Source organism: Micromonospora sp. C28ISP2-4 (assembly GCF_030519385.1).
Taxonomy (GTDB): Bacteria; Actinomycetota; Actinomycetes; order Mycobacteriales; family Micromonosporaceae; genus Micromonospora; species Micromonospora tulbaghiae.
The window spans coordinates 1534996-1548795 of sequence record NZ_JAUMKG010000001.1 but is presented as its reverse complement, the minus strand read 5'-3'; the positions used below and the strand labels follow the sequence as shown (position 1 = coordinate 1548795).

The following is a 13800-nucleotide window of genomic DNA, read 5'->3' as shown; positions in this document are numbered from 1 at the left end:
CGGCTGTCCCGCCTGACATATCGGAATCGCCCGGTCACGGTCCGGAGTCACCGGCGCGGGGCGGGAGATCGGCGATGGTCGGCGGCAACCCGTCCGGTGCTCCGTTCCGTCCCCTGGGCATGAGGCGAACGAGGGGTGGCACTTCGTGACCGGGCGCGACGAGGAGTTCCGCGACTACGTGACCGCCCGGCTGGAGCCGCTGCGCCGGACGGCGTACCTGCTCTGCCGGGACTGGCACACGGCGGACGACCTTGTGTCGATCACGTTGGGCAAGCTCTACCGCAACTGGCGGCGGGCGCTCGGCGCGGACAACCTCGACGCGTACGTCCGGGGGATGCTCACCAACGCGTGGCTCGACGAGCGGCGCCGGCCGTGGCGGCGGGAGCGCAGCACCGACGAGGTGCCGGACCGGGCGGACCTGGCAGCCGGGGAGCCGTCGGTCGGTGAGCGGGAGATGCTGCTGGAGATGCTGGGCCGGCTCGCGCCGAGGCGACGGGCGGTCGTGGTGCTCCGGTTCTACTGCGACCTGTCCGTCGAGGAGACCGCGCAGATCCTGGGCGTCAGCACCGGCACCGTGAAGAGCCAGGCCGCCCGCGCGTTGGAGACGTTGCGGCTGCTCGCCTCGCACCATTCGGCAGTGGAGAGCGGGAGGCAGAGATGACGTACCGGCAGATCTTCGACGAGGCGATCGGGGACGCGCCGCCGACGGCGGTCGACGTGGACGCCCTGGTGGCGCGGGAGGGCCGGCGACGCCGGCTGCGGGTGGGGACGTACGCCTCGGCGACAGCGGTGCTGGCACTGGCACTCGGCGCCGGCGTGGTCGTGCAGCCGGGTGCTTCAGGTGGTCCGGCGCCCGCCTACTCGGCCGCGTCCGCCACCGCCCGGACCCAGCCGGAGCGCCTGCGGTCGGCGATGCTGGCCGCGCTCGACCGGGAGGCCGCAGACCTGCGGTGGGTACGGGGCGCCGATCCGGTCACCGACCACAAGACCTGGAACGGCCCGCTCACCGACGACCCTCAGTGGTCGGTGAAACCGTTCCGGTGGGAGTCCATGACCGGCTGGTTCGGGGTGGGTGTCGCTGCCCGGGGCACCGTTCGGTCCTACCTAGCGGTCAACGTCGGGCGGCCGCTTCCGGGTCAGGCGATCGGCCCGGACGAGTGCAGGGAGAGCATGATCGATTGCCGGTCCTTCACCGGGCCCAACGGCGAGCGGGTGCTGACGTACGACGTGGAGGGCTACCGTGCGCCACCCGCGTCGCCACGGCAGCGGGTCGCCGTCCGGTACGCGCACGTCGAACGGACCGACGGCACCCAGGTGACAGTGCAGGCGCACTCGTCGAGCGACCGGCACCTGCTGACGGCCGAGGAGATGGCCGCTGTCGCGCTGGACCCGGAGATCCGGCTGGGCTGACGCTGCGTCCCGGTCCGGCCTGCCCACACGCCGGACCGGGTACCGGCGTCGCCGGGGCCGGCCCGGGCGTCATGAAAGACTGAGGTACGTGACGACGATCCCGAACGTGCTCGCCAACCGGTACGCCTCGCCCGAACTGGTCGCCCTCTGGTCGCCGGAGGAGAAGGTCCGGATGGAGCGCCGGCTCTGGCTGGCGGTGCTCAAGGCCCAGCGTGACCTCGGCGTGCCGGTGCCGGACGGGGTCGTCGAGGCGTACGAGCGGGTGGTCGACCAGGTCGACCTGGCCTCGATCGCGGCCCGGGAGCGGGTCACCCGGCACGACGTGAAGGCCCGGATCGAGGAGTTCAGCGCGCTCGCCGGGCACGAGCACGTGCACAAGGGGATGACCTCCCGTGACCTCACCGAGAACGTCGAGCAGCTCCAGATCCGCGCCTCGCTGGAGCTGATCCGGGACCGCGTGGTCGCCACGCTGGCCCGGCTGGGCTGGCACGCGGGCGAGTACTCGGCGCTGGTGATGACCGGCCGGTCGCACAACGTCGCCGCGCAGGCCACCACGCTGGGCAAGCGCTTCGCGTCGGCGGCGGAGGAGCTGCTGATCGCGTACGAGCGGCTGGAGGACCTGATCGGCCGCTACCCGCTGCGCGGGATCAAGGGACCGGTCGGCACCGCCGCCGACCAGCTCGACCTGTTCGACGGCGACGCCGGCAAGGTCGCCGAGCTGGAGCAGCGGGTGGCCGAGCACCTGGGCTTCAGCCGGGTGCTGGACAGCGTCGGCCAGGTCTACCCGCGCTCGCTGGACTTCGACGTGCTCTCCGCGCTGGCCCAGGTGGCCGCCGCGCCGTCGTCGCTGGCGACCACGATCCGGCTCATGGTGGGCCAGGAGCTGGTCACCGAGGGCTTCAAGCCGGGCCAGGTCGGCTCCAGCGCGATGCCGCACAAGATGAACACGCGCTCGTCGGAGCGGGTGAACGGCTTCGCCGTGATCATCCGGGGTTACCTGTCGATGGTCGGCGAGCTGGCCGGTGACCAGTGGAACGAGGGCGACGTCTCCTGCTCGGTGGTGCGCCGGGTCGCGTTGCCGGACGCGTTCTTCGCCGCCGACGGGCTGTTCCAGACGTTCCTCACCGTGCTGGACGAGTTCGGCCCGTACCCGGCGGTGATCAACCGGGAGCTGGAGCGCTTCCTGCCGTTCCTCGCCACCACGAAGATCCTGGTGGCGGCCGTACGCCGAGGTGTGGGCCGGGAGGTCGCACACGAGGTGATCAAGGAGCACGCGGTCGGCGTGGCACTGGCGATGCGGGAGAAGGGCGCGGCCGAGAACGACCTGTTCGACCGGCTCGCCGCCGACGGCCGGCTGGGCCTGACCCCGGCCGAGATCGACACCCTGGTGGCCGACCGCAACGCCTTCGTGGGCGCCGCCGCGGACCAGGTCAACCGCGTGACCGCAAGAATCACCAGGGTCGTCGAGGCCCACCCGCAGGCCGCCGCCTACTCCCCGCCCCCCATCCTCTGACCTTTTCTGGTCGATCATGAAGTTGGTGGCACTCAGGGAGATCATTCCTGCTGTCAACTTCATGATCGATCCGGCAAGGCAAGGCAAGGGGTCAGGGGCCGGTGGGGGTCTCGGCTGCGGAACTCAGGTTGGGGGCGCTCGCCGGTTCGGCGATGCCGCCGGGCGCGGAGGCGATCTCCGGGTCGTGGGCGGTCTCGGCCGCGATCGCCGGCTGGTCCGGCGGCATGACGTCCGGCATCTTCGGCGCGACGATCACCGCCGTGCCGTACGCGCAGATCTCCATCCACATCTCGCCGCAGTCGCGGCTGTCGAAGCGCATGCCGATCACCGCGTTCGCGCCCAGGCGGCGCGCCTCCTCACCGAGGCGGGCCACCGAGTCGGTACGCCACCGGGTCAGGTTGTCCGGCGCCATCGGGTCGTAGGCGCCACCGCGCAGGTTCTTGACCCCCTCGCGGTACGGGTTGCGGGTCCTCGCCATCGAGGAGACCACTTCGCCGAGGATCTGGCGGATCTCGTAGCCGGGCAGTTGATCCGTCGTCACTACCAGCACGCTTCCGATGCTGTCAGTCCCCGGCCGGGTGGTTCGCGAGCCGTGTTCAGCTGATCGGATGCTGAAAAACGGCGCGGCGCGGATGGCCGGGCCGCACCCGACCGATCCGCGCCGCATCGGCATCAACCGTCAGACACCGGCCGTCGAGGTGATCCAGGCCCGGTTGTACGCGACACTGCCGTAGTTCTGGATGCTCTGGCCGTCGGCGGTGGAGGCGACGCCGACCTGCCGGCCGTTGTAGAACTGCGGGCCGCCCGAGTCGCCCCGCCACGCGTTGCCGTTGATCCGGGTGCTCCGGATCGCCTGGCCGCCGTACGCGTCGGTGGCGTTGTTGCTGGTCACCTGCACGCTGGCGGTCTTGAGCTGCGACGACGCGCTGCAGCCGCTGTAGCAGGTCATGCCCCAGCCGTAGATGGTGTTCGTCGAGCCGACCGGCGGGTTGCTGGTGGCCAGCGAGACGGTGGAGGTGCTGACCGTGCTGGACAGGCGCAGCAGGGCCAGGTCGTAGCGGCTGTAGGAGGCGCTCACGGTGCGGGTCACGCCGCCCGAGGCGCGGTAGACGCTGCCGACCCGGACCGACATGGTGCCGCTGACGCAGTGCCGGGCGGTGAGCACCCACTGGGGCGCGATCACGCTGCCGGAGCAGGTGAACGAACCGTTGCTGAAGACGGCGGCGGCCCACGGCGCCGACGAGACGGTGCCGCCGCCGATGATCGGCTGCGGGCCGGCCGGCGCGGCGGCGGCGCCGGAGGCGGTGGCCAGGACGCCGGCCAGCGCGGTGGTCAGCACGGCGAGCAGGGGACGGAGGCGCATGTCGGGGCTCCTTCTGCGCGGACGCCCGGGGGTGCCGGGCGGGGGGTGACACCCGCCGGATGGGGTGGGCCGGCGAGGGACGTCGATCTGATTCATCGACATCTGACGATGCATGTTACGGCGGTGCCACCCTCTGTCACAAGATGCGGATCGAATCACGCCGATGGCGTGACGAGCGCCGCGCACCCCGCGGGTCCGCTGTCGGATACCGGTCCAAGGTGGGGTGTTTCGCGGCAGAATGCCTGCTGGGAGGTGTTGTCGAGGGGCGCCCACGAGCACGGAGCGCAACGAATTCGCATCGACGCCGCAACGAACGGGCAACGGTGCCCGTCCGGCGCCGCCGGCGGGGCCGATCAGTGCCGGAACTGCCCCCGGCCGGTGCGGGCCGGGCGGTATCTGCCAGGTAGGCTGGCTGCGCTCGCCCGATTGTTGGGCCGGCACCCAACTGCGTACACAGTCAGGAGTGCCCAGTGCCTCGCGTCGTAGTCGACGTCATGCTCAAGCCCGAGATCCTCGATCCGCAGGGCCAGGCCGTCGCAAACGCGCTGCCCCGCCTCGGCGTCAGTGACGTCGCCTCGGTTCGGATCGGCAGGCGGATCGAGATCGAGTTCACCGGCGAACCGGACCTGGACCGGGCCCGGGAGATCGCCGACAAGCTGCTGGCCAACCCGGTCATCGAGGACTTCACCGTCCGCGTGGTCAACGCCGACGAGACCGCGGGCGCGCAGTCGTGACCGCCCGGGTCGGTGTGGTCACCTTCCCCGGCTCCCTCGACGACGGGGACGCGGCCCGGGCCGTACGGATCGCCGGCGCCGAGGCGGTCCGGCTCTGGCACGGCGACCCGGACCTGCACGGGGTGGACGCGGTCGTCCTGCCCGGTGGCTTCTCCTACGGCGACTACCTGCGCTGCGGCGCCATCGCCCGGTTCGCCCCGGTGATGGAGACGATCGTCCAGGCCGCGCGTGGCGGTCTGCCGGTGCTCGGCATCTGCAACGGCTTCCAGATCCTCTGCGAGGCGCACCTGCTGCCCGGCGCGCTCACCCGCAACCAGCACCTGCACTTCCGCAACCGGGACCAGGTCCTGCGGATCGAGAGCACCGGCACCGCCTGGACGAACGCGTTCCAGCCGGGCCAGGAGGTGCTCATCCCGGTCAAGAACGGCGAGGGCTGCTACGTCGCCGACCCCGCGACGCTCGATCGGCTGGAGGGCGAGGGCCGCGTCGTGGCCCGCTACGTCGGCGGCAACCCCAACGGATCGCAGCGCGACATCGCCGCGATCACCAACGAGGCCGGCAACGTCGTCGGCATCATGCCGCACCCCGAGCACGCGGTGGAGGCGCTCACCGGCCCCTCCCTGGACGGCCTCGGCTTCTTCACCTCCGTGCTCAAGCATCTGGTGGGAGCGCCGGCGTGATGGTGGCCGGGAACATCGGTCGGCCCACCGGCCGCACCGGCGGCGAGCGCAGCAAGGAGACGTCATGACCACCCATCCGGACCCGGCCCTGCGCGAGCCGCAGGGCGTGGTGCCGCAGGCCGGCCCGACCGACGACTGGGCGCTGGGCGTGGACACCGTTCCCCGGGCCGCCGACTCGCCGGAGGAGCTTCAGCCGTACGCCGAGCTGGGCCTCCGCGACGACGAGTACGACCGGATCCGGCACATCCTCGGCCGCCGGCCCACCCAGGCCGAGCTGGCCATGTACTCGATCATGTGGAGCGAGCACTGCTCCTACAAGTCGAGCAAGGTGCACCTGCGCCAGTTCGGCGAGAAGGCGCCGCCGAGTGACCGGCTGCTCGCCGGCATCGGGGAGAACGCCGGCGTGGTCCGGGTCTCCGACGAGCTGGCGGTGACCTTCAAGGTCGAGTCGCACAACCACCCGAGCTTCGTCGAGCCGTACCAGGGCGCGGCGACAGGCGTCGGCGGCATCGTCCGTGACATCCTCGCCATGGGCGCCCGCCCGGTCGCCGTGATGGATCCGCTGCGCTTCGGCGCGGCCGACCACCCGGACACCGCCCGGGTGCTGCCCGGCGTGGTCGCCGGCGTCGGCGGCTACGGCAACTGCCTGGGCCTGCCCAACATCGGCGGCGAGGTCGTCTTCGACCCCTGCTACCAGGGCAACCCGCTGGTCAACGCGCTCTGCCTGGGCGTGCTGCCGGTCGACCGGCTGCAGAAGAAGGACGCCACCGGCCCCGGCAACATCGTGGTGCTGATGGGCGCCAAGACCGGCCGCGACGGCATCGGCGGCGTGTCGGTGCTCGCCAGCGCCACCTTCGACGAGGGCAGCGAGCAGCGCCGCCCGTCCGTGCAGGTGGGCGATCCCTTCATGGAGAAGCTGCTCATCGAGGCCTGCCTGGAGCTGTACGACGCCGAACTGGTCGTCGGCATCCAGGACCTCGGCGGCGCCGGCCTGACCTGCGCGCTCACCGAGACCGCCGCCTCCGCCGGCACCGGCATGCGGGTGTGGCTGGAGCGCGTGCCGCTGCGCGAGCCGTCGATGGAGCCGCACGAGATCCTGGCCAGCGAGTCCCAGGAGCGGATGCTGCTCGTCGTCTCGCCGGACAAGCTCGACGCGGTGCTCAAGACCGCCGAGAAGTGGGGCGTCTGGGCCACCGCCATCGGCGAGGTCACCGCGCCGTCGGCGGACGGCCAGCCGGGCCGGCTGGTCATCACCTGGCGCGACCAGCTCGTGGTGGACGTGCCGCCGGGCTCGCTCGTCGACGACGGCCCGGTGTATGCCCGGCCGATGCGCGAGCCGGCCGACCTGATCCTGCTCCAGGCCGACCGCGCCGAGACGCTGCCCCGGCCGAGCACCCCGGAGGCGCTCCGGGAGACCGTGCTGCGCATGATCGCGTCGCCGAACCTGGCCGACAAGACCTGGGTCACCGAGCAGTACGACAGGTACGTGCTCGGAAACACCGTGCTCGCCCAGCCGGAGGACTCCGGCGTGATCCGGATCGACGAGCGCAGCGGCCTCGGTGTCGCGCTCTCCGTCGACGGCAACGGCCGGTACGCCCGCCTCGACCCGTACCACGGGACGAAGCTGGCGCTCGCCGAGGCGTACCGGAACGTGGCGGTGACCGGCGCGAAGCCGATCGCGGTGACCAACTGCCTGAACTTCGGCTCGCCCGAGGACCCGGGCGTCATGTGGCAGTTCGCCGAGGCCGTGCGCGGCCTGGCGGACGGCTGCCTGGAGCTGGGCATCCCGGTGACCGGCGGCAACGTCAGCTTCTACAACCAGACCGGTGCCGCCGCCATCCACCCGACCCCGGTGGTCGGCGTGCTCGGCGTGCTGGACGACGTCGCCGACCGGGTGCCGATGGGCTTCGTGCCGCGTCCGGCCGGCGACCACGACCAGCTGTTCCTGCTGGGCGAGACGCACGTCGAGCTGTCCGGCTCGGAGTGGGCCTGGGTGACACACGAGCACCTGGGCGGCATCCCGCCGCAGGTCGACCTGGCCCGCGAGCGGCAGCTCGCCGAGCTGCTGGCCGAGGCGGCCCGGGTCGGGCACCTCAGCTCCGCGCACGACCTGTCCGACGGCGGCCTGGCGCAGAGCCTTGTCGAGTCGGCCCTGCGCCGCGGCGTGGGCGCCCGGGTCGTGGTGCCGGAGCACTTCGCCGGTGGCTCGATGCCGTTCGTGTTCCTGTTCAGCGAGTCCGCCGGCCGCGTGCTGGTGTCGGTGCCGCGCGGCCACGAGAAGGCGTTCACCGCCCTCTGCGCCGAGCGCGGCGTGCCGTGGGAGTTCGTCGGCGTCACCGACCCGGCCTCCGGCGCGCTGGAGGTGCACGGCCAGTTCCGGATCGGCCTGGACGAGCTGCGCGAGGCGCACACCGGTACGCTTCCGCGCCTGTTCGGTGCGGCCGAGGCGGCCCGGGTGGAGGTCGAGGCGACCCGTACCGGGACGACCACTGTGCTTCCGGCCACGGCCGAGCAGCCGGTGGGCGTGGACCCGGCCGCTGTCGACGCCGAGCCGATCGCCAAGGCCGGCCGGGACACCCCGCCGGCCGAGGCGTCCGCGCCCGTCGTCGCGGCGGAGCCCGAGGCGCCCGCCGTCGCTGCGAAGCCCGAGGCGTCCGGCGAGGCCACGTCGGCCGACGGTACGGCGGCGGTCGACGGAACCCCGGCCCAGGACGAGTCGGCGGCTGCCGACGGGTCCGACGGTCCGGCTTCCGGTGAGCCGGCGCCGGGTCAGCGCTGAGGCGCTGGCCTTGGCCGTCTTCACCCAACCCGGTGCTGGTGCCCGGTTCGACTGGGGACTGACCGGGGCGGCGGAACTCGGCCGGGTCTGTGCCGCCCTGGTGGTGGTGGACGTGTTGTCGTTCACCACCGCCGTGGAGGTGGCGGTGAGCCGCGGCATGCGGGTGCACCCGTTCCCGTGGGGTGAGCAGGCCGCGGACTACGCCCGCCGAGTGGGTGCCGTGGCCGCTGTGGGCCGCCGGAAGACGACGGCGGAGCACCAGTGGTCGCTGTCCCCGGCGGCGCTGCGGACCGCACCGGTCGTCGCCGACCTGGTGCTGCCGTCGCCGAACGGTTCGGCGATCAGCGCCGCCGCGAGCGCCACCGGCGTGCCGGTGGTCGCGGCGTGCCTGCGTAACGCACCCGCCGTCGGGCGCTGGCTGCGCGCCGAGGGGTACGGCTCGAAGGACGCGCCGGTGGGCGTGGTGGCGGCCGGGGAGCGCTGGCCCGACGGGTCACTGCGGCCGTGCGTGGAGGACCAGCTCGGTGCGGCCTGCGTGCTCGACGCGCTCGCCGGGGTGCCCGGCGGGCTCTCGGTGGAGGCCGCGATGGCGCTCGCCGCGCTGGCGAGCACACCGGACGTGCCGGCGGCGGTCCGGGGATGCGTCTCCGGGCGGGAACTCGCCGAGGGCGGCTTCGCCGAGGACGTCGCGGTCGCGACCGAGGTGGGCGTCTCCGACGTGGTGCCGGTGCTCCGCCAGGGCTACTTCGCCCCCGCCTGAGCACCGCTTCCGCTCCCGTCCTGCGGGGGTTCGCTGACGACTGTGGCCGCCCGCTGTTCGCGGGCGGCCACAGTTCTCACATCTGGTGGCTGTCAGTCGTCCAGCCAGTCGAGGCGTCGTCCGCCCCGGTCCGCCTGCCCGTCCGGGCGTGCGCGACCCGCCTGCGCCGGGTCGTTGGGGTAGCCGCCCCCGCGCTGCTGCGGCGGCGGCTCCTGGCCGTAGCCGCCCGGCTGGCCGTAACCGCCCTGCGGTGCCTGGCCGTAGCCGTCGCCGTACCCGCCGCCCTGCTGGCCGTAGCCGCCGGACTGGTGACCGCCGTCGTATCCGCCACCGGCGTTGCCGTAGCCGCCGGCCGGCGCGTCGCCGTAGCCGCCCTGCTGACGGCCACTGTCGTACCCGCCGGTCGCGCCGTTGTCGTAGCCGCCGGCACCCTTGTCGTAACCACCCGCGGGGGCCTCGCCGTATCCGCCCGTCTGACGGCCGCTGTCGTAGCCGCCGGCCGGGGCGTCGCCGTAGCCACCCGTGGAGGCGCTGTCGTAGCCGCCGGTCGCGCCGTCGCCGTACCCGCCGCCCGCCGCGCGGCCGCCGCCGTAGGCCGGGGCGTCGCCGTACCCGCCGGCCGGGTTGTCGCCGTAGCCACCGCCCGCGGCGTTGCCGTAGGCCCCGGTGGGTTCGCCGTACCCGCCCTGCTGACGGGTGCTGTCGTAGCCGCCGGTCGCGCCGCCGTCGTAACCGCCCGGTGCGGCGCCGTAGCCACCGGCCGCGCCGTAACCGTCGCCCTGCTCCGGGCCACGGCCGTACGGGGCCGAGCCGGCCTGGTCGTAGCCGCGGTCCTGCTCCGGCTGGTAGGTGCTGGTCGGGTACGGGTCGGCGGCCGGCGCGTACTGCGTGCTGTCACCGGTGTAGCGGCCGGTGGGCTCGTCGAAGCGCTCGTTGCCGTAGCCGCCGCCCTGGGCCGCGTATCCGGCCGCGCCCGCCGCGGCACCTGCGGCGTAGTCCGGGCTGCCGTACCCGGCCCCGGAGGAGGGGCCGTTGCCGTAGCCGCCGCCCGAGGAGGGCGCGTTGCCGTAGCCGCCCGCGCCGCCGTAGCCGCCCTGGCCGGGCGCGTCGTCGCCGTAGCCGTAGCCGCCCTGGCCGCCTGCGCCGTACGCCGGGCCGGGCGGCGCGCCGTACGGGTCCGGCGGGACGTCGTCCACGACCGGCCGCTGGAGCATGGTGGGGGCGTCGCTGATCGAGGGGCCGCCGACCATCGTCGCGGCCGGCCCGGCGCCCATGCCGTTCACGACCCGGGTCTGGTCGTCGGTGCCGTGGTAGGCACCCCGGGCTGCCGGGATCGCGCCGGCCGCGCCGGGGCCACCCGGACCGGTCGGCCCACCCGGACCGTCGCCGTCACCGTCGTCGCCCTCGTTCTTGCGGCGCATGTAGAGCAGCACGATGGTGCCCACGCCGACGGCGACGAAGAGGCCGCCGAGCAGGATGAGCAGCCAGGAGCCGAAGCCACCGGAGTCCTCGTTGGCGGCCGGCTGCTGCGCGGCGGGCGCCTCGGCCGACGGGGTGTCGGTCGCCTCCTCGTCGAGCGGTTCCTCGGACGGCGGGGCGGACTCGCTCGCCGACGGGCTGGCGCTCGGGCTCGCCGACGCCTTCAGTTGGATGCTGAGCCGGACGCCGGTCACCGACTGGCCGGCGTTCGCGTTGATCGACCGGGCGACGGGCGAGGCACCGTCGGTGGAGGCGCCGAGGTCGATCCGGCCGGGCGCGATCGGGTTGGACTCGGAGCCGCTGAAGCTGAAGTTGCCGTTGCCGCTGGTGTTGGTGCGACGTTCCTTGCCCGCGCTGTCGCGGAGCATGACGAGGGCGCCGGAGATCGGATCGCCGTCGGCGTTCACCACCTTGCCGGACACCGTCTTGACCGTCTGCGGCTGCTGCGGCGCCTCGACCTTGCCCTTGACCGCCAACTGGAAGTTGCCGGTGGCCGGGTCCGAGTTGTTGGGCCGGACCTGCACCGTGACCGAGGCGTTGGCGTCCTGCGCGTTGTCGTTGGCGCGGATGGTGAGCAGTTGCGTCCTCGGCCTGTTGTTCCCAGGCGGGAAGTTCATCTGGCCGCAGCCCGAGGCGCAGCTGACACCGGCCGGCAGGCCGGTCAGGCCGATCTCCGCGCTCTCGTCGCCGTCGCCGGGAGTGACCTGAACGCTCACGGTCGCGTCGCTTCCGGCGTTGACCGTAATCGATCCCGGCGAGACGCTGACGCCGGCGGCGAGGGCGGGGGATGCGGGGACGGTGAGCAGGGCGCCGAAGACCAGCGCTACGACCACACCGGCCCGCTGCTTCCAGGCACGTCGGTGTGTTGACACGTCCACCGCCTTCCGAGTCTGATCTCCCCGCCGGCCGCTCGGCCGACGTTGATCACTCACGGTACGAATAACGCCGTCGGCAACTATGCCTTGTCTGACCGGATCATCTCTACCCAGGGCCGCCGTCGGACGGCCTTCTGCCGGGTCGTATCGTCCCGTCGTGTCCTCTCCGCACGCTTATTCCGAAGCGGTACTCGCCGCCCTGGCGGCGCTGGACGAGGGGCGTACGCCCGAACGACCGGTGCTCCGGGAGGCGGTCCGGACGCTCTTGGCTGCCCTCGCGGATCGCGCCCCCGGCCGATCGGTGGAGGTGCGCGTTCCACCCTACGGTGCGGTCCAGTGCGTGAGTGGTCCACGACACACCCGCGGTACGCCGCCGAACGTGGTGGAGATGGATCCGGCGACCTGGCTGGCGGTCGCCACCGGGCGCCGCGGATGGGCGGAAACGGTCACCGAGGGTCGGATCCGCGTATCCGGAAATCGGGCTGACCTCTCGCCGTACCTTCCGATCTAGGCGTCGAGCAGCGCAAACTCAGCTCACGCTGAGCGGGCGCTTCGTGACTGTCGGTGTCCACTGCTGGTCGCGTACACTGAGAGCCGACGACGGTCCCGGCCCATGTGTGCGGAGCTGACCCCCTGACTCCGCCAGGCCAGTCCAGACCCCACTGCGAGGGAGCGGCAGGTGCCCCGAGGCGATGGCCGGCTGAGCCACGACCTTGACCCCCAGCGACCCGGCCCCCAGGACGCATGCGGCGTCTTCGGCGTCTGGGCGCCGGGTGAAGAGGTCGCCAACCTCACCTACTTCGGGCTCTACGCCCTCCAGCACCGCGGTCAGGAGGCCGCGGGCATCGCGGTGAGCGACGGCTCCGGTGTCGTTGTCTACAAGGATCTCGGCCTGGTCGCCCAGGTGTTCGACGAGCCGACGCTGGCGAGCCTGCGCGGGCACGTCGCCATCGGGCACGCGCGCTACTCCACCACCGGTGGCTCGACCTGGGAGAACGCCCAGCCGACCATCCGCGCCACGACCGCCGGCACCACGATCGCGCTGGCGCACAACGGCAACCTGGTGAACACCGCCGAGTTGCAGCGCGAGGCCGCCGTGCGGGGGCTCGACTCCGACGGCTCGACGAACGACACGTCGCTGGTCACCATGCTGCTGGCGAGCCGGCCCGACCTGTCGGTCGAGGCGGCCGCGCTCGAGGTGCTGCCGCAGCTGCGCGGCGCGTTCAGCTTCGTCTTCATGGACGAGTCGACGCTCTACGCGGCGCGCGACGCGCACGGCGTACGCCCGCTGGTGCTCGGCCGGCTCGAACGCGGCTGGGTGGTGGCGAGCGAGACCGCCGCGCTGGACATCGTCGGCGCGAGCGTGGTCCGCGAGGTCGAGCCGGGCGAGCTGATCGCCATCGACGAGAACGGGCTGCGGTCCAGCCGGTTCGCCTCGCCCGAGCCCAAGGGCTGCCTCTTCGAGTACGTGTACATCGCCCGGCCGGACGCCACCATCGCCGGCCGCAACGTGCACGCCGCGCGGGTGCAGATCGGCCGCCAGCTCGCCAAGGAGCACCCGGTCGAGGCCGACCTGGTGATCCCGGTGCCGGAGTCCGGCACGCCGGCCGCGATCGGCTACGCCGAGGAATCAGGCATCACCTACGGCCAGGGCCTGATGAAGAACCCGTACGTCGGGCGCACGTTCATCCAGCCCTCGCAGACGCTGCGCGCGCTCGGCGTCCGGCTGAAGCTGAACCCGCTGCGGCAGAACGTACGCGGCAAGCGCCTGGTGGTGGTGGACGACTCGATCGTGCGGGGCACCACCCAGCGGGCGATCGTCCGGCTGCTGCGCGAGGCGGGCGCGCTGGAGGTCCACGTCCGGATCTCCTCGCCGCCGGTGAGCTGGCCCTGCTTCTACGGCATCGACTTCGCCACCCGCGCCGAACTGCTCGCGAACGGGCTGGACAACGAGGGCATCCGGCGGTCCATCGGCGCCGACTCGCTCGGTTACGTATCGCTGCCCGGCCTCATCGCCGCGACCGAGCAGCCGAAGAGCCGGCTCTGCCGGGCGTGCTTCGATGGGGAGTACCCGATCGAACTGCCGGCCGGGAACCTGATCGGCAAGCACGTGCTCGAAGGAGTGGGACGCCGGGTCGCCGCCGAGGCGGCCGGGCCGACCGGTCCGCTCGTCGCCACACCGACCCACCACCCGTAGCACCACCGAC

General features: G+C 72.9%; 12 protein-coding genes. 9 read left to right on the top strand and 3 right to left on the bottom strand.

Annotation, left to right across the window (positions count from 1 at the left end):
* The first annotated feature begins 145 nt into the window (after positions 1-145).
* The 3 genes from Q3W68_RS07500 to purB all read left to right on the top strand — a co-directional run bounded on the left by Q3W68_RS07500 (position 146) and on the right by purB (position 2923).
* A complete protein-coding gene (locus Q3W68_RS07500) occupies positions 146-661 on the top strand; it encodes a SigE family RNA polymerase sigma factor (protein WP_302904725.1) in 516 nt (171 codons plus the stop codon).
* Positions 658-1410, top strand: coding sequence for a hypothetical protein (locus Q3W68_RS07495; protein ID WP_302904724.1), 753 nt, complete (start codon positions 658-660; stop codon positions 1408-1410). The genes Q3W68_RS07500 and Q3W68_RS07495 overlap by 4 nt, the downstream gene beginning before the upstream one ends.
* A gap of 88 nt (positions 1411-1498) precedes the next feature.
* Complete coding sequence (purB, locus tag Q3W68_RS07490) at positions 1499-2923, top strand: adenylosuccinate lyase (protein ID WP_302904723.1); 1425 nt, start codon at positions 1499-1501, stop codon at positions 2921-2923.
* Between the two features lie 91 nt (positions 2924-3014).
* On the opposite strand, the gene Q3W68_RS07485 is transcribed toward purB, so the two are convergent.
* Entirely contained in the window at positions 3015-3590 is a 576-nt protein-coding gene (locus Q3W68_RS07485) for a YbjQ family protein (protein WP_302904722.1), read from the bottom strand.
* 12 nt (positions 3591-3602) lie between these two features.
* A complete protein-coding gene (locus Q3W68_RS07480) occupies positions 3603-4286 on the bottom strand; it encodes a trypsin-like serine protease (protein ID WP_302904721.1) in 684 nt (227 codons plus the stop codon).
* Positions 4287-4756: 470 nt separating this feature from the next.
* On the opposite strand from Q3W68_RS07480, the gene purS reads away from it, so the two are divergent.
* The 4 genes from purS (at position 4757) to Q3W68_RS07460 (ending at position 9239) form a co-directional block, all read left to right on the top strand.
* Entirely contained in the window at positions 4757-5020 is a 264-nt protein-coding gene (gene purS, locus Q3W68_RS07475) for a phosphoribosylformylglycinamidine synthase subunit PurS (RefSeq protein ID WP_184680923.1), read from the top strand.
* Positions 5017-5700, top strand: coding sequence for a phosphoribosylformylglycinamidine synthase subunit PurQ (gene purQ / locus Q3W68_RS07470; protein ID WP_018785472.1), 684 nt, complete (start codon positions 5017-5019; stop codon positions 5698-5700). The genes purS and purQ overlap by 4 nt, the downstream gene beginning before the upstream one ends.
* Positions 5701-5764: 64 nt before the next feature.
* Positions 5765-8479, top strand: a complete 2715-nt coding sequence (gene purL, locus Q3W68_RS07465; protein WP_302904719.1) for a phosphoribosylformylglycinamidine synthase subunit PurL — start codon at positions 5765-5767, stop codon at positions 8477-8479.
* Between the two features lie 10 nt (positions 8480-8489).
* Positions 8490-9239, top strand: a complete 750-nt coding sequence (locus Q3W68_RS07460; RefSeq protein WP_302904718.1) for a 2-phosphosulfolactate phosphatase — start codon at positions 8490-8492, stop codon at positions 9237-9239.
* A 92-nt stretch (positions 9240-9331) separates the two neighbouring features.
* Here the strand turns inward: Q3W68_RS07460 and Q3W68_RS07455 are convergent, their stop codons facing one another.
* Positions 9332-11590, bottom strand: a complete 2259-nt coding sequence (locus Q3W68_RS07455; RefSeq protein ID WP_302904717.1) for a carboxypeptidase-like regulatory domain-containing protein — start codon at positions 11588-11590, stop codon at positions 9332-9334.
* A 160-nt stretch (positions 11591-11750) separates the two neighbouring features.
* Here Q3W68_RS07455 and Q3W68_RS07450 point away from each other — a divergent pair, with 160 nt between their 5' ends.
* Together Q3W68_RS07450 and purF are read left to right on the top strand one after the other, a co-directional pair.
* A complete protein-coding gene (locus Q3W68_RS07450; protein WP_262015986.1) occupies positions 11751-12104 on the top strand; it encodes a sterol carrier family protein in 354 nt (117 codons plus the stop codon).
* Positions 12105-12272: 168 nt separating this feature from the next.
* Complete coding sequence (gene purF, locus Q3W68_RS07445) at positions 12273-13790, top strand: amidophosphoribosyltransferase (RefSeq protein ID WP_302904715.1); 1518 nt, start codon at positions 12273-12275, stop codon at positions 13788-13790.
* Positions 13791-13800: the final 10 nt, after the last annotated feature.

Coding starts and splice junctions, on each gene's coding strand:
- Q3W68_RS07495 (WP_302904724.1), top strand. CDS start 658: ATGACGTACCGGCAGATCTTCGACGAGGCGATCGGGGACGCGCCGCCG.
- Q3W68_RS07485 (WP_302904722.1), bottom strand. CDS start 3,590: ATGCGGCGCGGATCGGTCGGGTGCGGCCCGGCCATCCGCGCCGCGCCG.
- Q3W68_RS07480 (WP_302904721.1), bottom strand. CDS start 4,286: ATGCGCCTCCGTCCCCTGCTCGCCGTGCTGACCACCGCGCTGGCCGGC.
- purL (WP_302904719.1), top strand. CDS start 5,765: ATGACCACCCATCCGGACCCGGCCCTGCGCGAGCCGCAGGGCGTGGTG.